Here is a 20,011-nt window from a genome sequence, read left to right as displayed (position 1 = left end):
CCAGCGCTGCTCATGTCCAGCTGTAGAAGAAAGAGCGGCGGGGAGTGAGTGCCCAGTCGGTCGTCGACGAACACACTCGTTCCTTGACGAACGCACCCGCCCTGCCTGCGACGAACATGCCCGTTGCGTTGTCGACACGAGTGGTCCGCTGGAACACACCTCGCCGCCTTCCGAGACTGATGCACCGGCCTGCGAACTTCGGAGCCACCGGGCGCGGCGCGGAACCTTCGAGTCGATGCAGGATCGTCTCGGCCGCATGGACTCCCAAGGGAATCGCAGCCTGACAACTCATCCTCAGTAAAAGATCACCGACTGCGACCGCATCACCCGCACCGACGATGTTGGGGTGGGACGAGCATTCGAGTCGGTCGTCGACCTTCAGACGACCGAGACCGTCGACGGGAAGGCCACTTCGGCGCGCCAGATCGGGGACCCCGAATTCTGTCGCGAGAATCGTGCAATCTGCCTCCACCCGTGCGCCTCCCGCAAGCTCGCAGGACGAACCGTCGATCCGCGTCACCCGGGATTCGGTGACGATGTCGACCCCAAGATCGGTCAATGTTCTGAGAATTGCAGATCGCGCACGCTCTGACAGATCCGGGGCCACGATTCCTCCGGTCACCAAAGTGATTCGGCTGCTTCGCTGCTCAGCCAATTCTGCGGCAGTCTCGATTCCGGTGAGACCGCCGCCGACAACGCAGACCGTAGCCTTCCCGTCGAGTGTCGCCAGTCTGGATTCGAGGCGAACCGCGTCCTCGAATTCGGAGACGCTGAACCCGTGCTCCGCCGCCGCGGCAATAGTGCTGGGTAACTGCCTACTTCCGACTGCGTAGACCAAGTAGTCGTAGTCGAGCACGCTGCCGTCGTCGAGGGTGAGCCTGCCGAGCGCCGCCTCGATCGTCGTCACCTCTCCGAAGACTCGGTGTGCCGCACGCGGTAGCGCCCTGTCGAACGAGACCGTCGCGTCGTAGCCAGCCGCGATCATCTGATGGAGCCTGATTCTTTGCACGAAGTGTGGGCGCGGATTCACGACGGTCACCGTGATGTCCGACCGAGTTCTCAGCAGTCGCTTCGCTGCCATGACGCCCGCATATCCTGCCCCGATTATCACCACGTGTGCACTCATGGTTCTCCGTTCCGCCAACGGTCCCCATGCTGAGAATGCACGGGATGATCAGGCCTCATCGCGGACGTTATTGAACATTGACGCCCTGGCGTTATGGCGGTCGACACATCTAGGCAGAACTGTGCTGCATGCAATAGAGACTCGAAAAACACAGGGTCGACAACACAACACTGGCTCGAAAACAACAAATGCTCTGCACCGATTGGTGCAGAGCATTTGTTCGGGTGGAGCTAAGGGGACTCGAACCCCTGACCCCCACACTGCCAGTGTGAATAGAACTGTGAGCCTGTGTTCGGTGCGTTCCGAAATGTCCACGCTTTCAGTCTTTTCCGTCTCATGTGTCTAGTGCGTGTGAACCTGTTATCGGGTGTCCTAGGACAGCACTAGGACACACTCAGGCGATAACGGGCGCGCCTCGATGGTCTTGACCGCCAACGTCGATCACACCTATCGGAACAATGCGTCCAGTTGGTCTGGTTTGATCTGGGCATGAATCCTCGTGTACCTGCACTCTTGTTGAGTGCCATCGCGGCGAGCGTCCTCGCTACAGCTTGTTCATCGACCGACGACGGCGCGGCGCACCCCGAAGCCTCCTCGCAGTCCGTCACGTCGTCAGCCGATTCGACCAACAAACGTGGAGCTGTCGAAGTCGACCTCGGACAGAGAGCCGAGGTGAGGGACGCGACCGGCGCACTATTGCTCGCTGTGTCCGACACAGCTCTATCTACCGACGGCTGTCCGGTCAACAGCGAGCATCCTGGACTCGTCAGCAAGAATCAGTTCTCCGCAACCATAGAGATCGGTGCTGCGCCAAGCACTGAGTGGCTGTGGCCTTCCGACTTCTACTACGTCGATGCTGGCGGCAAAGTCGTCAAGAACATTGCGTTGTCTGACGCAAATCCCTGTTCAAGTCCGGGGAGCAACAAGTTCATCGACCTGCCCGCCAATTCTTCCGCCGACGGCGCGGTGACACTCGATATTCCACACACGGCGCGGTTCATCGGCTATCAGTCCAATCTCAGCGGGCAAGATGTTCGGATCGAGTGGCGGGTGTCGGAGGGAACGCTGGTCACCGCCACAGCTGAGAGCACCGCCCCGGCACCGAAGCCCACGACGGATGCTCCGCAATCCGTACCGACGACGAATCCAGTCGATAGTCTGCCGAACCCGTACCCCAACTCGATTGATTCCGAAGGCAGAGCCACAGGGACTGGCGGGAGCGAACTCGTCGGGTGCGCTGATACTTCGCTCTACCAGTCGGGAACCGGCATTTACAGCGACGGGTCTATGGACTACGCGGCTGAGTGCCTCCAAGGCGGATCGATGGCGAACTGAGATGGTGACAATACTGATCGCTGTTCTGGCGCTCCCCGTGGCGCTCGTGGCTTCGTTGCGGGACACCAGAGAGCACGGACCGCACACGGCCTGAACAATTCCCTACCTGGGACGGTTTCTCACCTAATTCAGCTGGAAGCAGTCATGCGACCAGAGTTAGGTCCGCGAGAAGTCTGATGTTCTGTCAGTAGTGCGGCCTATCGTGAGCCGCATGGAGACTGCATCCGAGGCAACGAACTCGATTGATCCGAAAGAACAGGTTCGAGACTGGGGTCTCAGATTAAGTGCGCTTCGTGAGGCACTCGGTGCAATCGAAGCGACGACAGCGATCGATTTCTGTGAATTGGCGCTCGCTCAGCTGATGGAGCAAGTGAAGTTGTCCCCGCCGCTCAGGGGCACTGCGGCGAACATCTTGGTGATGGATGTCATGAACGTGTCCATGGGTTTTTGCGCTCGGTCAGGGATCGAAGAAGACCTGTCCGCGAGTGATGCTCGGCTGGCAATTACTGCCGCGATCGGCAGAGCGATCGGCGAAATTGAAGGCTGGATCGCGAGCGGCCTCCCGAGTGACGCCGAGATCGCACGGCGGTTCGACTCCGCAACGATCGGCATGGAGCAGTCCCAAGAGGAGCTTGAGTCGACGGTGGCAGCGCGCCAAGCTGAGGACGACGCTGCCTCGAAGCATGGCGCAGTTTTGGGATATACAGATCCGACAGTTGACGCGAAAGTGATCTACACGCAGGTATGCGAGTTTTCCTCGGAGGAGCACGAGCGATATTCCACGGCGTATCAGCGTCTTACAAAGAAGCTCAATCGGGATTTGCTGCGGTACGTCCAGGACTCCGTGGGGGCGCTTAGAGAAGTTCGTGAGCAAGCTCTTGGCGCCTTAGCTGACGGAAGTTTTCCTATGCACAATCCGGATCTGTCCGACCAGTTCGCGCACCGAATTCGGTCCGCGACGCTCACTGCCTCGAATGCGTTCCATATCCATCAGATGCAGACATACTGGGCGGCGCAGGACTCATTCGGGAAACCGTCTCCTGAATATGCCAAGCTCACCGAGCTGTTTCATGGTCTGTATTCGGGATGCCACGGATACCGCTGGCTACTTGAACTACGCCACACCATGCTGCACATCAGCATGGAGGCAGTGAGCCTCCGGGTTGCTGTCGAAGTGGATCACGATCCTACAGTCGCCGTGACGATGGACCGAGGGTGGATGAAGGAATCGAGCGGTGTCATGGATAAGGCGTACAAACGCACGGAACTGCTGGCAATGACCTCTGATCCGAGCGTTGTGACGATGATCGATGAGGCTTTGCCTGCTCTGACCACAATTCAAGACCAGATCGATAAGGTGCTGTTTCCTGATCTGGCTGGCGACGCAGCAACGGTACGCGAACTAATCGGCCGGTTTCAGGGACGTCGCGGCACCTATGCCTTGCAACTTGGACCGGGTTTCACTCCACGACTGCGGATTCCACCAATGCGGCGGTTGTCCCCTCGCGTTCTCTCGTACGCCGACGACTATCCGATAGGAACGCCGACGAGCTGACGACGACCGGGCATGATGCTCGGCCGTCGTAGTCGGTGGCGCTGGCTCGATGAAACTCTCACTCGGTGGGCAAGGATACGGCGAGCCGCTTCTCGGTTTGACGGAAGACTTCAGGTTGTTGCCAGATTCTTGTCGGTGACGGTTGCTAATTTCAGCGAATGAGCGCAGCAAACGAAACGGTCTGTCGATTTGTCGTGGTGTCGCCAGATGGGCGCCGGTCGAGTGAATGGCGAGTATGGACTGCGCAGGAGGGTAAGGCCCCGTCTGACGACGTTTACCTCGCGCCTCGGTCCCATGTGGTCGATTTCAAGATCAGCCTGCACTACGGCGACAACACGGGCCAATACGGGTTGTCACAAGACATTCGGGACGCGTCTCGGCCAGGCGACAAGAAAGCGCTTCTCAGGTGGGATCTGGCGACAGCTGAGATTTTCCCCGGTTGGAAGCCTGCATATCTCTTGCAATTTCCCGAGAGTGAACTCGCTGAGGTTCCGCTGAAGGGCGAGTCCGCGATTATCCTTCCAGCGCCGGACATCGGGTCGGCACTTCAGATCATGGTCTTGACCGGTACTCCAGGTGCGGAAATACCCGCTGGATTGCACGACGGTGTTGTAGGCATCCTCGATCGAGAGAACGGAGGCAATGTGGTGATCGTTTCGATGCCAACTCCGTTTGATCCCGAAGTTTTCAAGAATCTTGATTCACCCGCGAGAAATATGTCCGGGTGGGCGATTCCAGGCACTCGGGCAGCCTCGGGGCCATTTGGGTGGGTGACTCACCAGGGCGAGGGAGGCTTCGTGCGTTCGACGGAGTTCAACAAGGATTTACATGCCGAAGGGGGAGCTGAGCTATCGCTGCCATGCTTTCCAGGGATAGTCCGACCGTGGGACGAACGGCCGTCAGTTGATTTGGACATTGTGTGTGCCGTGCTCGTATGTCCTGCGACTGCGGAGCCACAGCTATTCCTTGACCCGCGATCTCGGTGTAACCATCAGCATCTCGACAAGGACGCCACAGATCTTGTGCGAGCGCACCAGCGTGGCGAGACCGACGACAACTGGGGGCGGCTGCCGAACGGCGATCTCTTCACGTGCCTTGCCATGCCTCGGGTGCTTAGCGAGCTAGGCGGACTCGACCCTAGCCAGTGGGCGCCAGGACCAGGCTCAACGATTCGCTGAGAACGACGACGGTCGAGCGCGAAGCTCGGCCGTCGCCGTCGATAGTGCTAGTTCGATGAAATACTCAAGCAGTAAACGGCGGGCAGTGATGAGTGAGCCACTGCTCGACATGTCCGAGCGTTACCTGGCTTTCGGGCAGCACCACGAATTGCTGCCCTCCTCGGACAAAAACCTTCAGAGCGCGCGAGGCGGTGGGGTCATCGAAGCGGCGCGGGAGCAGTCGGTTACCCCGTTCGGAGGTGACCAGCCGCCACCGTTCCACACCGACGGTGTCGTAATTCGGAATCTTCTCGAGGATCAAGCCGTGTTGTTCAGCGCACAACTTGGCCCGAGAGATTGTGTCCTCCAACGCTTTACGCGCCGCGAACTCTTCGACGTGGCGCTGCTCCCGCTCGGCTGCCTCACGGCCAGCCGCACTGTCACGGTTCGCAATTCGCTGGTGAAACGCTGCTCGCCGCTGCTCAGCCTTGTCGATCTGACGGCGTGCTCGCCGGGCGACTACCTCCAGATCGCGCAGCACGTCGAGCAACTCCCCGACGACCATCTGAGCCGTGATGTCGTCGTCCCCGTTGTCGAGTGGTCGACCGAGGTCGGTCAAGACGCCGCTGACAGTTGCGTCGGCGTCGGGTCCGAGGATCGCCGCCAAACGTCCCGCCACCGTGAATCCGTCAAGGTCGGAAAGGGTGAGGGTACGAACGTCGGTCGGTTGTAGTCGCGGCTCGGTGGTGGTCATCAGTTCGTCCCGTCGTTGGTGCCCGATACGCGGATCCAGGTGGACATATCGGTGTCGGTGGGTGCGGTCGGTGTGCTTGATCGGTCGATGGTGGGTGGCGGCGTGAAACCCATGTCTCGCATCATCGTGGCGATGGTCGCGGCGAAGTCCTCATCGGTCGGCATTTCTTGTTGGCTCAGGATGAGCTTCTCGGGCACTTGCGCCGACCATTACCCCGGCGGCGCTGCGAGCAATCCCAGCACGGCGTCTGGCCTATGCCGCCGCTCAGTTTGCAGGCCGGTACGACGGCGCGTTCGCGCTCCCTGGTGACACCGACGAAACACACCACCGACCCGAAGCACCGACGGCGCGAAACAACTTGGACGACAACCACTATCGAGAAGTTGCCGAGCGGGTTCGGTCAGCGGTCGCAATGAGCGCGCCAGTCCGCAAGACAGTCGCCGCCGCGATGCACACCACACCACCGACCCTCGATAGGTGGATACGGGCAGCGAAGGATCGCGGCTACCTCGATGAGAACGACACACCGCGCCGCAACCAGCCGACCGGAGGAATCCAGCAATGACGACCGACAAGACCGCGAAGCGCGCATCACGCACTGACAACTCGATCGCCAAGCTGCCGGGCGGCAAAGGGTGGCGAGCACGCCCAACCCTCGGGACCGACCCCATCACTCAGAAGCAGGTACGGCCGACCAAGGTGTTCGCGACCAAGAAGGCCGCGCAGGATTGGGTTACCGAGCAGCGCGAGCAGTGGCGCGGTCGCACCTGGTCGGCTAAATCCGATCGCTCATTCGATGAAATTGCCGACCACTGGATGAAGGTCCGCGAGGCCGACGACGACGTTCGTCCGAACACAGCTCGGGCCGACCGCGAGAGTCTGGCCTACTCCCGCCGCACGTTCGGCAAGGTTGCCGTGCAGCGGCTCACCCCCGAGATTCTCACCGAATGGTCGCTGTCCCTAACAGGCGTTACGGGCAAGCCTCTGGCACCAGCCACCAAGCGTCGGGCAATTGTCACGATTCAGGCCGTCATGGCGCACGCGGTCACAATGAAGTGGATTTCGCACGATCCATCCGAGCATGTGAAGCCGCCCGCACAGAAAGTGATTCTTGCCGTCAAAGAGGGCGACATCTGGACTCCCGCGCAGATGGCGTCTTTCCTGGACCACATCACTGCTCACCGATTGGCCGGATGCTTCGCGCTGACATTGCTCGGGCTGCGCCGCGAAGAAGTTGGCGGGCTGCGCTGGTCGGACATCGACCTCGATACCGCCGAACTGCGGATACGTCAGGCGCGGGTCGACGTGAACGGTAAGGAGTTGTTGGGCGATCCCAAGAACACGCGCAGCGTCCGTGATCTGCCCCTACCCGCTCGCGAACTCGCGATGCTCAAAGCGATGAAGCGAGTACGGAAGGTGAAACGCCTGGCAATGGGGCTACCTCTGGACGAAAGTGAGCTGTTGCTGTCGCGAGCGGACGGCATGTGGTTGCCGGTGAAGGAGTATTCGCGAATGTTCGCAGAGCAGCGCCGCGAGGCCGGACTGTCGAAGATCACGCTGCGGAATCTCCGGCACTCGTCGGTGTCACGTATGCGCGCAGCCGGAGTCCCCGCCGACGTCGTCGCTGCCTGGCACGGCCACTCGGAACGCATGACTCAGGCGGTCTACGGGCGCGTGTCGGACGATCGGTTAGTGGCCGCTTCGGCCGCACTTTCTGAGGCCGTAGGACAGAGTTAGGACAATATTCCCGAATACAAAAAGACCAGGTCGGAGGAATATCCTCTGACCTGGTCTTTTATGGTGGAGCTAAGGGGACTCGAACCCCTGACCCCCACACTGCCAGTGTGGTGCGCTACCAGCTGCGCCATAGCCCCGTATTCAGTTCGCTCTAACAGTCGAACTCGCAGCGGCTGTTCTGCTTTCCGCTTGCTGGAAGAAAGTTACACCACTTGACTCCTGGGCAACAAATCGCCTGGTCAGAGCGAAGCGGCCGCTCCTCGTCGGAGCGGCCGCTTCAGCTCAGGAGGAGAGCTTGGAAACCCAGTCGCTGCTGCCTGTGTCAACGATCTTGCCGTTCGCCACAACCGTGGGCGTCCCGTTCGACCCGACATCCTTGAGCGCCTGGCTGGCGGCTGCGGCATTGGCCGCGGCGGCTTCGACGTTGGTACCGGAAGAGATGCAGGTTGCCACGTCCTCGGATGCGCCCGCATCACGAGCGATCTGGGCGAGGTCGTCGTTGGTGTGGTCGCTGCTGCCGCCCTCGGCCGGCTGCGTGTCGGTCGCGAAAAGCTTGTTGTGGAATGCGGAGTACGCAATCGCGTCGCCGCCCTGAGCAACGCACAGGAGCGCAGCGCCGGCCCGTGTGGAGTAGTCACCGCTGCCCGACGCCCGGTTGAGGAAGTTCAGCATGTGGTATCGTACGGCGACGTCACCGTTGTCGACAGCGGCCGCGAGAGCCTGGCCACTGAGGTGTTCGAGAGCGGCACAGGCGGGGCACAGCGGATCCTCGAAGAGATCAATGGTTGTCGCGGCGGAGGGCTTGCCGAGCAGCACCACTCCGTTGTCCTGCACCGTGACGGCAACTTCGGAACTCTGCACGGAGCCGTAGCCGTCGTTCTGGGGCTTGTTCTTGCTGTTCGTCCACAAGACACCGCCGATGACGAGGGCCGCGATCACGAGCACCGCGAGGCCACCGATGATGTAGGTGGAGCGGCTCGAGACCGGTTCCGGAGAGTATTTGTTCTTGCTGCTCTTGGTGCTCACGCTGATGCAGTCCTTCGTGCGTCGAAACGATTTACCGATTGCTTACCTTGCCACTGAAGACTGAGTATCCACTGAGAACGCCGCGCGTGATCCGGGCCCCAACGCGAGTGGCGAACGCGGGAACACGAGCAGCCAGACGGCAAGTGCCAAGAAGCCCAGGTCGCGGAGAATCTCCTTCGAATAGTCCCAAGCGCCGACGTCGGCTGCACCACCGCCGCCGAAACATCCGCAGTCGATGGACAATCCCCTGGCCCACACCGAAATGATCACCGCAATGAGAACCGTGAGGATGACCACCGAGACTGCAGCGGATGCTCGCACCGCCAACCCGACGAGGATCAGCAGGCCCAGGACTATTTCGACCAGGGGAAGAGCCGTCGCCACCGGACCCACCAGTGACTCGGGCAATAGTTGATAGGCGCGCACCGCGATCTTCGTCTGAACGGGATCAAAGAACTTGAGTCCCCCGGAAATCAGCCAGACGGCCGCCAAACCCAATCGGGCCACAAGACTCACGATGCGAATTGCCACCCGATCGAGAGTACAGAATGCCCGGTCAGTCCAGGTTTGTCCGCGCAGGAGTATCCGTTAGCACCGTCACATCAGTCAGATCTTCGACGACGGATTCGACGGGCTTCGTTCGCGACGGAACGAACAACCAACCCGTCGCCGACACGACTACTACGGCTCCCATCACCGCGAAGGCCGCCGAGTACGACACATGCTGGGCGATCAGTCCGGCACAAATCGGCGCCACTACCCCACCGATGTCGGACATCATCTGGAATACCGCCAGAACGGGTCCGCCTCGGGCCGTCGATCCGACAACATCGGCAACCGCGGCCTGCTGGGCCGGACTCATGAGGCCGGAGCCGACACCAGTCACTGCGGCAATGGCGAAGAACACCACGAGGTTGTCGGTGAATCCCATTGCGATGGTTCCCAGACCGCAGATGAGTAGGCCGCTCACGACAAAGGGCTTGCGTCCGAAGCGGTCCGAGAGTCGTCCGGAGACGATCAACACCAACGCATTGCCGACGGCGAAGATCGTCAGGGCGTAGGCCGCAATCGAGGGGTCTCGGCCGAGGAACTCGACGACGAACAGGGGAACCATGGCAACGCGAACTCCGAAGATCACGCCACCGAAGGCGAGGTTCGATCCGAGCGCTGCCCGGTACACCGGAGACTGGAGGCCTTCTGTGAGAGTCATCGACTTCACATCGACAGCCTTGTCCGGTGACGCCAAATGAGATCCACGCAGGCTCACGAAGACAACGAGCGCGGCGATCACCAACGCAATTGCGTAGATGATGAACGGCATCCGCAGACCGAACTGCAACAGCGCACCGCCGACCAGCGGGCCGCCGATCGATCCCATGAGAAAGCTCGTCGCGTACAGACCCGACACGCGGCCGCGACTGTCCGGCGGTGACATGCGAATGATCAGCCCGAGAGCCGACACCGTGAACATGGTCGACCCGATGCCGCCCAACGACCGGAACAGCAGAAGTTGCCAGTACTCCCCCGCGAAAGCGCACGCACCGGTCGAGACCGCGACGATCAAAAGGCCGACGATGTAGACCGGACGCTCACCGAGTTTCTGTACCAAAGTGCCGCTCATCGGCGCGAACACCAACCGCATGAAAGCGAAAGACGAGATCACGATCGTGGCGGCGGTGACCGATACATCGAAGCTGCGTGCGAACTGAGGTAGTGCCGGGGCGACCAACCCGAATCCGAGGGCGATGACGAAGCTGGCGGCGACCAGTACCCAAATTTCCTGTGGCAGCTTGGCTGCACGAGTTTTCATGTCGCCCGGAATTCTAGCCGGGCGACATGAGCGGTCCGCGGGCTAGTTCGCCTTCAAGACGCTGGACACCAAGTCCTTGGCCGCTGCCTGAACCTGAGCCAGATGATCGGCGCCCTTCATCGACTCGGCATAGATCTTGTACACGTCCTCCGTGCCGGACGGCCTCGCTGCAAACCATGCGTTCTCCGTCGTCACCTTGAGACCACCGATCGCCGCGCCGTTTCCGGGCGCGGCAGTCAGTGTCGCGGTGATCGGTTCACCCGCCAGCTCGGTTGCACTCACCTGGTCGGGAGACAGTTTTGCCAAGACTGCCTTCTGTGCGCGTGTCGCGGGCGCATCGATACGTGCGTACGCCGGGCTCCCGAACTTCTCGGCCAACGCGGCGTAGTGCGCTGACGGAGACTTTCCCGTCACCGCGGTGATTTCCGACGCGAGCAACGCAAGGATGATGCCGTCCTTGTCCGTCGTCCAGACGGAACCGTCGTGTCGGAGGAAGGACGCGCCGGCGCTTTCCTCGCCGCCGAATCCCACGGACCCGTCGAGCAATCCTGGAACGAACCACTTGAACCCGACCGGAACCTCGAGCAATTCGCGGCCCAGGCTGCTCACGACACGGTCGATCATCGAGGAACTCACGAGTGTCTTGCCGACCTTGGTATCTGCGCCCCAACCTGGCCGGTTCGCGAACAGGTACTCGATGGCAACGGCGAGATAGTGATTCGGGTTCATCAAACCGCCGTCGGGAGTGACGATGCCGTGGCGGTCGGAGTCCGCATCGTTTCCGGTCGCGATGTCGTAGCGATCCCGAATCCCGATCAGCGACGCCATCGCGTCGGGCGACGAGCAGTCCATGCGGATCTTGCCGTCCGTATCGAGCGTCATGAACCGCCAGGTCGGATCGACGAGAGGATTCACCACTTCGAGGTCGAGTCGGTGAGTTTCGGCAATCGCGCCCCAGTAGTCGACGCTTGCCCCGCCGAGGGGGTCTGCACCGATCGTGATTCCGGCATCGCGGATCGCGTCGAGGTTGAGGACACTGGGGAGGTCTTCGACGTAGTAGCGGAGGAAGTCGTAGCGTTCGACGCGGTCCAGCGCTTGTGCCGCCGTCACACGCCGTACCCCGGAAAGCCCCTTGCGCAGTAGCTCGTTCGCTCGATCGGCGATAACCGACGTCGCATCCGTGTCCGCGGGCCCGCCGTGCGGCGGGTTGTATTTGAAGCCACCGTCACGAGGCGGATTGTGTGACGGTGTCACGACGATGCCGTCGGCTTTGGCCTCCGGACCCGTCGAGTTGTATCGCAAGATCGCGTGACTGACAGCCGGGGTGGGAGTGTAGGCGTCGCGTGAATCGACGAGGACGACGACGTCGTTGGCGACGAGGACCTCCAAGGCCGACAGCCAGGCAGGCTCCGAGAGCGCATGTGTGTCCCGGCCGATGAACAGCGGGCCGTCGATTCCCTGCGAAGCGCGGTACTCGACGATCGCCTGGGTTGTCGCCAGGATATGAGCTTCGTTGAACGCCGAGTCGAGACTGGAACCGCGATGTCCTGAAGTGCCGAAAAGTACCTGCTGCATCGGGTTCTCGGGATCCGGAGTGCGCGTGTAATAGGCGGTGACCAGATGAGGAACATTGATCAGATCCTCTGGCAGAGCCACTTGTCCTGCTCGTTCGTGCGCCACGAATCCCCCTCGGCCCGGTGGTCGACCACTGTGTCGACGCGACTGTGGACAATTGTCTACCCTGGCCGCGTGGCGTGCACGCTCGGCGCCGGATCCGTCAATCCGTGATCTGGATTCCCAACCACGCAGCGGACAGTCCCACGATCAGACTGAGGACGATGTAGATCAGAGAAAGCGCCGTCTGGCGCCTCTCGATCATCCCGACGTTCTCGGTCGCAAAGGTCGAATATGTGGACAAGCCGCCGCAGAAGCCGGTCGCCAGAAGTGCGGCCATCTCGGTGGAAAGAGCTGCCCCGGTGAACAATCCAAGGAGGAAGCAGCCGATCACGTTCGCGGCGAACGTCGCAGCCGGAAATCCCTTGTACGCGGGCACATACCGCGCCAACAGGTACCGGCCACTCGCACCAGCGCCGCCGCCGAGTGCCACCAGGAGAACTGTCATGCCGACGCTCCGTCCCGCGTGCGGATCCAGCGTTCACCGAGCCCTTTGCCCAGTGCTGCAGCGAGGATCGCGGGAATCAGCGTCCCGAGAACATAGAGAATCGATCGCCACGGACTCTCCGTCACGGCGTGAACCGCGAAGGACGAGAAGGTGGTGAAGCCGCCGCAGAAGCCCGTGCCGAGAAAGAGGTACCCAACCTTGTTGTGCACGAGCAGGGCCGCGAGAACACCGAGAACGAACGAGCCGACGACGTTGATGACCAGAGTCGTCCAGATGTGGGGAAAGAGCTCCCCCAGACCGTAGCGGCTGAGCGCGCCCAACCCTCCGCCGACGGCAACCGCGCACACCGCAGCCGGCAGTTTCAGATCACCCATGCTCTGGCCTCACCCGAAAGAGCCTACGTCCCGGAGCGGGCTTTCGGCGGGCGAGGAATGAAGTAACTTGTCCGCTGCTGATACTCGCGATAGCCCGGACGCTGTTCCATGTGTCGCTCGAGCAACCGCGCTCCGGTGGCGAAGACCAGGAAGTACGTCATGGCGATCGGTGAGAGGACGGTCAACACCCCCGGCCACACGGACGCCGAGACGAGGAAGATCCCCCACCAGACGCACGCGTCGCCGAAATAGTTGGGATGCCGCGTCCATGCCCACAAACCTTGATCCATGATGTGGCCACGGCTGCCCGGATCGGATTTGAACTCCTCCATCTGTCGGTCGCCGACCGTCTCGAACGTGACGCCGACAATCCACAGCGCGATTCCGAGTACGACAAGAAGTCCGAAGCTGCCGTTCGACACTGCTGCGACCTGGATCGGCAGGGAGACGAACCACAACGAAATCCCCTGCGTGAGATAGATCTTGCGGATCGCATACAGCGTTCGATTACCCGTCGCTCGTCCGAGCATTTCTTCGTACCGCGGGTCTTCACCTTTGCCACGCGATCGAATCGCCATGTGCGTCGCCAACCGCAGACCCCAGATCGCCACGAGCGCAAGCATCAGCAACCGGCGCCAGAGGTCGCCGGTTCCCACTATCGCGGACACGAGCGCGATCAGAACGAAGCCGGCGCCCCATGACACGTCGACAACGTTGTGGCGCCCGATCCGTACACCGATCGTGGCTGTCACCGCCATTCCGACGGCGATCGCCAGCAGACTCGCGAGTGTGACCACTCCGAACGCGCCCCAGTCGAATCCGTTCATCGCCGCGACACCCACTGCGGCCGTACCGGTTCCATACCCGATCGACCATCACCGTGCGGCCGGACCGACAGAATCTGATCGACGCCCATCCTGCCGTCCCGAAATGCCATTCCTCCGCCGACGAGGTAGAGACGCCACACCCGAGCGACTTCGACACCTACGAGTTCCACGACGCGATCCCAGTTCGATTCGAAGGTCTCGACCCACGCGTCGACGGTCCGCACGTAGTGCTCACGCAGGGCGTGGACGTCCCGCACTTCGAGTCCACCTTCCTCGATCATCGCAACAGTGCGACCGACGGGCCGCATGTACATGTCCGGCGCGATGAACGACTCGATGAACGGACCTCCCCCGGGGTGCGGGCCAGTGCGGGACATCTGCTGAATCAGCACACGGCCACCGGCAATAACATTGTCGTGGAGCGCTTTCACGTAGGTCGGATAGTTGTCCTCACCGACATGCTCACCCATCTCGATGGAAGCGACCGCATCGAAGGGACCGTCTGGAATCTCTCGATAATCTTGGAGGCGAATCTCGACCCAGTCTTCCAAACCGAGCGCGCGGACCTTCGCGTCGACAAAAGCCTTCTGCTCCGCCGAGATCGTGATTCCGACAACCCTGGCGCCGTACTCCCGCGCTGCATGCAGGCTGAGCGAGCCCCAACCACAGCCGACATCGAGAAACCGCAAGCCTCGCGCTCGATCGAGACCGACCTTGCGGCACACCAGGTCCAGCTTGTCTGTCTGTGAGTCTTCGAGCGTGTAGTCCGGTGCATCGGAAGTCCAATAGCCCGAGGAGTACGCCATGTTCTCATCGAGGATCAATTGGTAGAAATCGTTCGACAAATCGTAGTGGTGCCCGATCGCCTCGCGGTCGCGGGCGAGGCTGTGCAGGCGCCCCTTCACCTGAGCCTGCGACGCCGGCGGAGCCAAAGGTCTCCCGAAAGCACCGAAGGATCGCGCAGCCTTGACCGCGGCCAAGACGAGCGACGGTGTCGGGGTAATCGACCCGAGCCCCCGCTCGGCAGAGACCTTCCACACGTGTGTGAGTGCATCGCCTAGATCGCCCTCGACGTCGAGTTCACCGAGAACATACGCCTGCGCAGCCCCCAACTCGCCGGGATTCCAGAGCAAGCGTCGCAAAACGTTCGGGCTGTAAAGCGTCACCTTCGGAGCATCTTCCGGACCTGCTGTGCTGCCGTCCCATGCAGTCAACCGCACCGGAAGTTCGCCGCCGACAAGTGGACTGAGGATGTCCGAGAGACGACCCGCAACGCCGGTACCTTGTGTCGTTCGATCCATTGTGGCAGTCATCGCTGGTTCCTCCGATCGAGAACAATTTGCTGGACGTCGAGATACCCCGACCGAAACCCCGCCTCGGAGTAGCAGAGATAGAAATGCCACATGCGCGCGAACACTGCGTCGAACCCGAGCGCGGACGCCTCGTCGGTGCGAGCGCTGAATCGCTCGTCCCACAGTCGCAACGTCTGCGCGTAGTGATCGCCCATCGACATCCGCTCACGCACCCGCAGGGTTGTCATGCGTTCGGTGACGTCCTCGATCGCCCGCACCGACGGGAGAAATCCGCCGGGGAAGATGTACTTGTGCACCCAGGTGTAGGTGTTGCGGGTCGCGAGCATTCGATCGTGCGGCATCGTGATGGCTTGGATCGCCGCGCGCCCACCCGGCGCCAGCAGGGCGTCGATCGTCTGGAAGTAGCTTCCCCAGTACTGGTGGCCGACGGCCTCGATCATCTCGACCGACACAACGGCGTCGTACTCCCCCTGTACCTGCCGATAGTCGAGAAGGTCGACCTGAACGCGATCTGCCAGTCCCGCAGCGCTTATCCGCTTCGCTGCCAATTCCTGCTGTTCGACCGAAAGTGTCACCGAGCGCACCGTCGCTCCCCGTTGGGCAGCTCGGATCGCCAATTCTCCCCAGCCTGTGCCGATTTCGAGCACTCGCGAACCGGGTCCGACACCTGCGCCATCCAGCAGTCGATCGATCTTCCGATGCTGCGCCGCTGCGAACACGTCCCACGACGGGGTCGCTCCTACCGACAGATCCTCGAAGAGGGCACTGGAATACGTCATGGTGTCGTCGAGGAACAGTTCGAACATCTCGTTCGAGAGGTCGTAGTGCCGGGAGATGTTCGAGCGCGTGTTCTGCGTCGAATTCCGTTCACTGCGAGGCTGCTTCGGAATGTAGAGGCCTCGTAGCCGCTGCAGGAAGTCGGGAATGAGCGTCGCCACGCGGGAGGCGAAGACTTCCAGGACCGCAGTGAGGTCGGACGCTTCCCAATCGCCCGCCATGTACGACTCGCCGAATCCGATCAAACCACTGTCACCCACACGAGCAGCGAAGTCGTCTGGGCGGTGAATGACCATCAACGGCGAATCGGGGCTACCGCCACCGGAGAACTCACCGTTGGGCATCTGGACACGCAGCGGCAAACGTGCGACCGCCTTGTGGAACAGGGCGCGGGCAACCGGTGATGCAACCCGCACTTTGAGCCCGCTCGGCACGGTGGCGACGCCCGGCCACCGCTCGGTTTCGATCGTGTGAGCGGAAGGTTCGGTGCCGAGAGTGGTTGTGGTCATTGCACTGCCTCCTGCGGATGATGTTGCGGTCGGGGAACGATGGGTAAGCGCTTGGTCCACAGCCGGATTCCTTGAAATCTGATCTGCGCGGCGACTCGGAGCGGAGCCAGCGGGATGGCGAGCGCACTGCGCACGATCTCGCGCGTCGTCGCCGGCACACAACGACCGGACACCGTGGCCACGAAGGGCGCCTTGCCGTCACGGGCCAGAACTATCGAGAGCGCGAGCGCGGTGTCGGGTAGCGGAAGTCGCATCCGGTACTCGCCGTCCAGATCGTTGAATGGAGACACGTAGAACTCTTTGGACGTGCGAACCCCACCACGTTCGTCGGTTTCGAGCAGGTAGCAGTGCCGTTCGCCGTAGGTGTTGTGAACCTCGGCAACGACGCACCGCTGACTGCCGTCGTCGTTCAGACACCAGAACACACTCAGCGGGTTGAACACATGGCCGAACACACGCGCGTTCGCAAGCATGAGGATGCGACCGCCGGCGAACTCCAATCCGTTGGTTGCCAGAAAAGTCTCGACGTTGGCACGAATCGATCGAGTGGGGTCGCCGAGGTGATCCCCGGCGTCGAACTTCGCCAACGGCCGCAAAGCCTTCGGAAGCTCGGGCAAATCGTCGACGTCGACGAGCCAACTGTAGCTTCGGTACTCGAACTCGTTGTGCAACGGCTCCGTTCGTACGTGCCGAATGCTCGTATGAACGATAGACGGCGTGATGGGTGCGGTCACGGCCACCGACCTCCGACGCGTTCGGCGGCGCGCAGGCCAGAGAGTGCACCGTCCTCGTGGAAGCCCCATCCGTGGTACGCACCGGCAAACGCGAGCACGTCCGAGTCCAACTCGGGAAGCCGCGCTTGAGCGGCGACGGAGGTGGGTGTGTACTGCGGATGCTCGTAGGTCATCTGATCGATCACCGAGTCCGGGGACACCATTTCGCCTCCCCCCAAGGTCACCAGGTAGCGCCGGCCGGTCTCCGGGAGCCGCTGCAACCTCGTCATGTCGTAGCTGACCAGAACGTGATCCGGCTTCGCGTTGCATTCAGGGATGTAGTAGTTCCACGACGCGCGCGCATTGGTGTTGCCGGGCAGCACATTCTCGTCGGTGTGAAGCTGGGTGTGGTTGACGGAGTACGGCATTGCGCCGAGGACCTGGGATTCGACAGGCGTCGGATCCGCCAAAATCTTCAGCGCTTGCTGCGGATGCGTTGCGACCACGGCGGCGTCGAAGGTCTGGATCTGGTCGTCGCCGTCACGAATGTCGACGCGATCGTCGAACCGGTGGACGGCGCGAACCGGCGTGTTCAGGCGGATATCCCCGATACTTTTGGCGACGAGACGAACGTATTCGCCCGATCCACCGGTGACTGTTCGCCAGGTGGGCGATCCAGTGACGCTCAGCATTCCGTGGTGATCGAGGAACGAGAACAGGTACCGCGCGGGATATTTCAGGGCCGAGCCGGGATCACACGACCAGACTGCCGACACGAGCGGAGTCATGAAGTGAGCGGTGAAGTAGTCGGAGAACCGGCCGCTGCGCAGAAACACTCCCAGCGTCTGGTCAGGTGCCGACGGATCCGTGTTGTCGAGCAATGCGCGGGCACGGCGATGGAAGCGCTTGACCTCCATCAGCATCGACAGAAAACTGCCGTTCACCAGCAGCCCCGGCGTCGGGAGAACGCCGCGCAAACCTTGGCCTCCCGAGTACTCGAGCCCGCACCCCCCACACCTGACCGACATGCTCATGTCGGATTCCTGCGTAGGCACATCGAGTTCTGCGAACAATCGCAACAATGTCGGATAGGTGCGATCGTTGTGGACGATGAACCCCGTGTCGATGGCGAGGCTTCGCCCTTCCGGGTCGGTGACCGAATGGGTGTCCGCGTGCCCGCCGAGCCGTGAATCCGCTTCGTAGAGGGTGACGTCACTGTCCTTACTGAGCACCCACGCCGCTGTCAGACCTGCGACACCACTACCGACGACGGCCACCTTGCGCTTGTCGGAACTCATCGTCGTTCTCCCATCTTTGTTGCGGCTACCCCGCGACTCATTCCTGCGATTGCATCCGCGACGAGGCGATGCCAAGTCGCCGCCCGACGGAGCATGAAGTGGCCTGCGCCGTCGATGCCGATCCATTCAGCGCTCTTACCCGACGCCTGCAGTTCGTCGACCTTTCGCCGCGACACCTCCGGATCGGTCCAGGAGTCAGCCGTGCCGTGAAGGACTGACAGTGGTGTGTCCGAACGCAGATTCACCGACGTTCCATCGGGCCACCACGGCGCCAGCGCGACCACACCGACCACCGCCGGATCGCCACACAGTTCGGCGGCGACCCGTCCGCCCATCGAGTGCCCCAGCAGGATCACCTGAGCTTGTGAATTACGTTTCGTTATCGCGTCGAGTGCGGCGCGGGCGTCGGCGACCGGACTGCGCTCGGCACCGTTCCAACCTCGAACTCGATAGCGAGCCTGCACCGCTTTCACACCGGAGAGGCGAAGCTGAGCGGTGAACGGGCACATCCGAAGGTTGGACAGATGCCAGGCGCGAGCCGGGCGATGGCTCGATACCTTTCCTCCAGGCAGCACTAGCACCACCAGGTGCTGGTCACCGTCCTGCTGTTGCCGTCGGTTGGGCGTCATACACGGCATTCGGAGCCGAAAACCATTTGGATGGGGTTCGTAGAATTTCTTTTGTGAATCGTGAAGCACTCGTCGGCGATGTCCTCGACGCCATGGACGCCAACTTGGTATCCCATGCCTGCCACCTGCATGAACACTTGCCGACGGGATCGGTCACGGTCTCTGCAGATGTTGTCGTCGCAGACAGCGGCCTCACCGACGACACTTTCAACATCATCGCTGGTGCGCGCTTCGCTGTACCTGCTGCTGAAGGCCCGGAAGAAGACCGACGACTACTCGACGTACTCGCGTGGCTTCGAGCAACCGGTCGTCCGTTCTCCTGGTGGACGGGTCCGCGCGACAAGCCCTCTGACCTCGGCGCTCGCTTGTCAGCCCTCGGCTGCGTGCGCTCCGAGGAAGAAAGAGCAATGACGGCAGACTTGGACGTCGTCCCACGCCCAACGCCTGTCGCAGAACTGTGCGTTCAGCGAGTGACGACTCGTTCGCAGCTCGCCGACTACGCCGCCGTGATGGCCGCCAATTGGTCGCCGCCCTCAACCGCAGTAATAGGTTTCTTCGAAGACACCGCCGATGACATCCTCGATGAGCGCTCGCGGAGTTCGTTTGTCGTGGGATACGCGAACTCCCAGCCTGTCGCCGGAGCCGAGGTCCATTTTGCCGCCGACGTCGCCGGACTGTATGGGGTCGTCACACTCGAAACGGCGCGCCGACGCGGATTCGGCTCGGCGGTCACCCTTGCCGCACTCGACATCGCCCGCGAGCGAGGTGCCCGAACCGCTGTACTTCAAGCGTCCAGCGACGGCGCACAGCTCTATCGAAACGTCGGCTTCGAGGATGTCGGTACCTACGCCGAGTACTCGATCGGCAGCGGTTAGACGTCCCCGCGGGGACGCTTTCCGTCCTCATCCACGGATGTGTGTCGGTACTGGCATCTATTATCGAACGTACA

General features: G+C 61.7%; 20 protein-coding genes and 1 tRNA gene. 5 read left to right on the top strand and 16 right to left on the bottom strand.

The genetic code is table 11. The annotated features are described in order from the left end of the window. Positions 1–10: 10 nt before the first annotated feature. Positions 11–1,126, bottom strand: a complete 1,116-nt coding sequence (locus BH682_RS11285) for an NAD(P)/FAD-dependent oxidoreductase (protein ID WP_075832908.1) — start codon at positions 1,124–1,126, stop codon at positions 11–13. A 489-nt stretch (positions 1,127–1,615) separates the two neighbouring features. Here BH682_RS11285 and BH682_RS11280 point away from each other — a divergent pair, with 489 nt between their 5' ends. Both BH682_RS11280 and BH682_RS11275 read left to right on the top strand, forming a co-directional pair. Next, positions 1,616–2,461, top strand: a complete 846-nt coding sequence (locus BH682_RS11280) for a hypothetical protein (protein ID WP_075832907.1) — start codon at positions 1,616–1,618, stop codon at positions 2,459–2,461. 211 nt (positions 2,462–2,672) lie between these two features. After that, positions 2,673–4,016, top strand: coding sequence for a hypothetical protein (locus BH682_RS11275; RefSeq protein WP_075832906.1), 1,344 nt, complete (start codon positions 2,673–2,675; stop codon positions 4,014–4,016). A 1,242-nt stretch (positions 4,017–5,258) separates the two neighbouring features. Here the strand turns inward: BH682_RS11275 and BH682_RS11265 are convergent. Both BH682_RS11265 and BH682_RS11260 read right to left on the bottom strand, forming a co-directional pair. After that, positions 5,259–5,927, bottom strand: a complete 669-nt coding sequence (locus tag BH682_RS11265) for a hypothetical protein (protein ID WP_075832904.1) — start codon at positions 5,925–5,927, stop codon at positions 5,259–5,261. After that, complete coding sequence (locus BH682_RS11260; protein ID WP_075832903.1) at positions 5,927–6,124, bottom strand: hypothetical protein; 198 nt, start codon at positions 6,122–6,124, stop codon at positions 5,927–5,929. The genes BH682_RS11265 and BH682_RS11260 overlap by 1 nt, the downstream gene beginning before the upstream one ends. A gap of 215 nt (positions 6,125–6,339) precedes the next feature. Here BH682_RS11260 and BH682_RS35870 point away from each other — a divergent pair, with 215 nt between their 5' ends. Together BH682_RS35870 and BH682_RS11255 are read left to right on the top strand one after the other, a co-directional pair. Next, positions 6,340–6,492, top strand: coding sequence for a hypothetical protein (locus BH682_RS35870; RefSeq protein ID WP_157127647.1), 153 nt, complete (start codon positions 6,340–6,342; stop codon positions 6,490–6,492). After that, complete coding sequence (locus BH682_RS11255; RefSeq protein WP_075832902.1) at positions 6,489–7,664, top strand: tyrosine-type recombinase/integrase; 1,176 nt, start codon at positions 6,489–6,491, stop codon at positions 7,662–7,664. The genes BH682_RS35870 and BH682_RS11255 overlap by 4 nt, the downstream gene beginning before the upstream one ends. Before the next feature lie 61 nt (positions 7,665–7,725). Here the strand turns inward: BH682_RS11255 and BH682_RS11250 are convergent. The 13 genes from BH682_RS11250 to BH682_RS11190 form a co-directional block, all read right to left on the bottom strand. Next, positions 7,726–7,801, bottom strand: a tRNA-Ala gene (locus tag BH682_RS11250). A gap of 145 nt (positions 7,802–7,946) precedes the next feature. Next, positions 7,947–8,690: a DsbA family protein gene (locus tag BH682_RS11245; protein ID WP_007731305.1), complete on the bottom strand. Its 744-nt coding sequence runs from the start codon at positions 8,688–8,690 to the stop codon at positions 7,947–7,949. Positions 8,691–8,732: 42 nt separating this feature from the next. After that, on the bottom strand, positions 8,733–9,221 hold the full coding sequence (locus BH682_RS11240) for a MauE/DoxX family redox-associated membrane protein (RefSeq protein ID WP_003942318.1): 489 nt from the start codon (positions 9,219–9,221) through the stop codon (positions 8,733–8,735). 25 nt (positions 9,222–9,246) lie between these two features. Beyond that, a complete protein-coding gene (locus BH682_RS11235) occupies positions 9,247–10,500 on the bottom strand; it encodes an MFS transporter (protein ID WP_030534968.1) in 1,254 nt (417 codons plus the stop codon). A gap of 42 nt (positions 10,501–10,542) precedes the next feature. Beyond that, positions 10,543–12,180: a phosphoglucomutase (alpha-D-glucose-1,6-bisphosphate-dependent) gene (pgm, locus tag BH682_RS11230; RefSeq protein ID WP_042924497.1), complete on the bottom strand. Its 1,638-nt coding sequence runs from the start codon at positions 12,178–12,180 to the stop codon at positions 10,543–10,545. A gap of 97 nt (positions 12,181–12,277) precedes the next feature. Beyond that, positions 12,278–12,622 carry a fluoride efflux transporter CrcB gene (gene crcB / locus BH682_RS11225; protein ID WP_003942344.1) on the bottom strand — a complete coding sequence of 115 codons (345 nt, stop codon included), beginning with the start codon at positions 12,620–12,622 and terminating at the stop codon, positions 12,278–12,280. Beyond that, on the bottom strand, positions 12,619–12,996 hold the full coding sequence (locus BH682_RS11220; protein ID WP_054781426.1) for a fluoride efflux transporter FluC: 378 nt from the start codon (positions 12,994–12,996) through the stop codon (positions 12,619–12,621). Before BH682_RS11220 ends, crcB begins: the two co-directional genes overlap by 4 nt. Positions 12,997–13,019: 23 nt before the next feature. Continuing rightward, the gene (locus BH682_RS11215; protein WP_064075205.1) at positions 13,020–13,823 is read right to left on the bottom strand and encodes a DUF1295 domain-containing protein; all 804 of its coding nucleotides are present in this window, start codon (positions 13,821–13,823) and stop codon (positions 13,020–13,022) included. Beyond that, the gene (locus tag BH682_RS11210) at positions 13,820–15,136 is read right to left on the bottom strand and encodes an SAM-dependent methyltransferase (protein WP_058038586.1); all 1,317 of its coding nucleotides are present in this window, start codon (positions 15,134–15,136) and stop codon (positions 13,820–13,822) included. The genes BH682_RS11215 and BH682_RS11210 overlap by 4 nt, the downstream gene beginning before the upstream one ends. Next, positions 15,133–16,422, bottom strand: a complete 1,290-nt coding sequence (locus BH682_RS11205; protein WP_007731299.1) for an SAM-dependent methyltransferase — start codon at positions 16,420–16,422, stop codon at positions 15,133–15,135. The genes BH682_RS11210 and BH682_RS11205 overlap by 4 nt, the downstream gene beginning before the upstream one ends. Beyond that, positions 16,419–17,162, bottom strand: a complete 744-nt coding sequence (locus BH682_RS11200) for a DUF1365 domain-containing protein (RefSeq protein WP_075832901.1) — start codon at positions 17,160–17,162, stop codon at positions 16,419–16,421. Before BH682_RS11200 ends, BH682_RS11205 begins: the two co-directional genes overlap by 4 nt. Then, positions 17,153–18,433: an NAD(P)/FAD-dependent oxidoreductase gene (locus tag BH682_RS11195; protein WP_075832899.1), complete on the bottom strand. Its 1,281-nt coding sequence runs from the start codon at positions 18,431–18,433 to the stop codon at positions 17,153–17,155. The genes BH682_RS11200 and BH682_RS11195 overlap by 10 nt, the downstream gene beginning before the upstream one ends. Then, the gene (locus BH682_RS11190; RefSeq protein ID WP_063316608.1) at positions 18,430–19,062 is read right to left on the bottom strand and encodes a dienelactone hydrolase family protein; all 633 of its coding nucleotides are present in this window, start codon (positions 19,060–19,062) and stop codon (positions 18,430–18,432) included. Before BH682_RS11190 ends, BH682_RS11195 begins: the two co-directional genes overlap by 4 nt. Positions 19,063–19,115: 53 nt before the next feature. Between BH682_RS11190 and BH682_RS11185 the strand changes: the two genes are divergently transcribed. After that, entirely contained in the window at positions 19,116–19,937 is an 822-nt protein-coding gene (locus BH682_RS11185; protein WP_198174633.1) for a GNAT family N-acetyltransferase, read from the top strand. Positions 19,938–20,011: the final 74 nt, after the last annotated feature.

It is taken from the genome of Rhodococcus sp. YL-1, assembly GCF_001942025.1.
Classification (GTDB): Bacteria; Actinomycetota; Actinomycetes; order Mycobacteriales; family Mycobacteriaceae; genus Rhodococcus_F; species Rhodococcus_F qingshengii.
The sequence above is the reverse complement of the archived record's forward strand: the minus strand, read 5'-3'. Positions and strand labels throughout refer to the sequence as shown.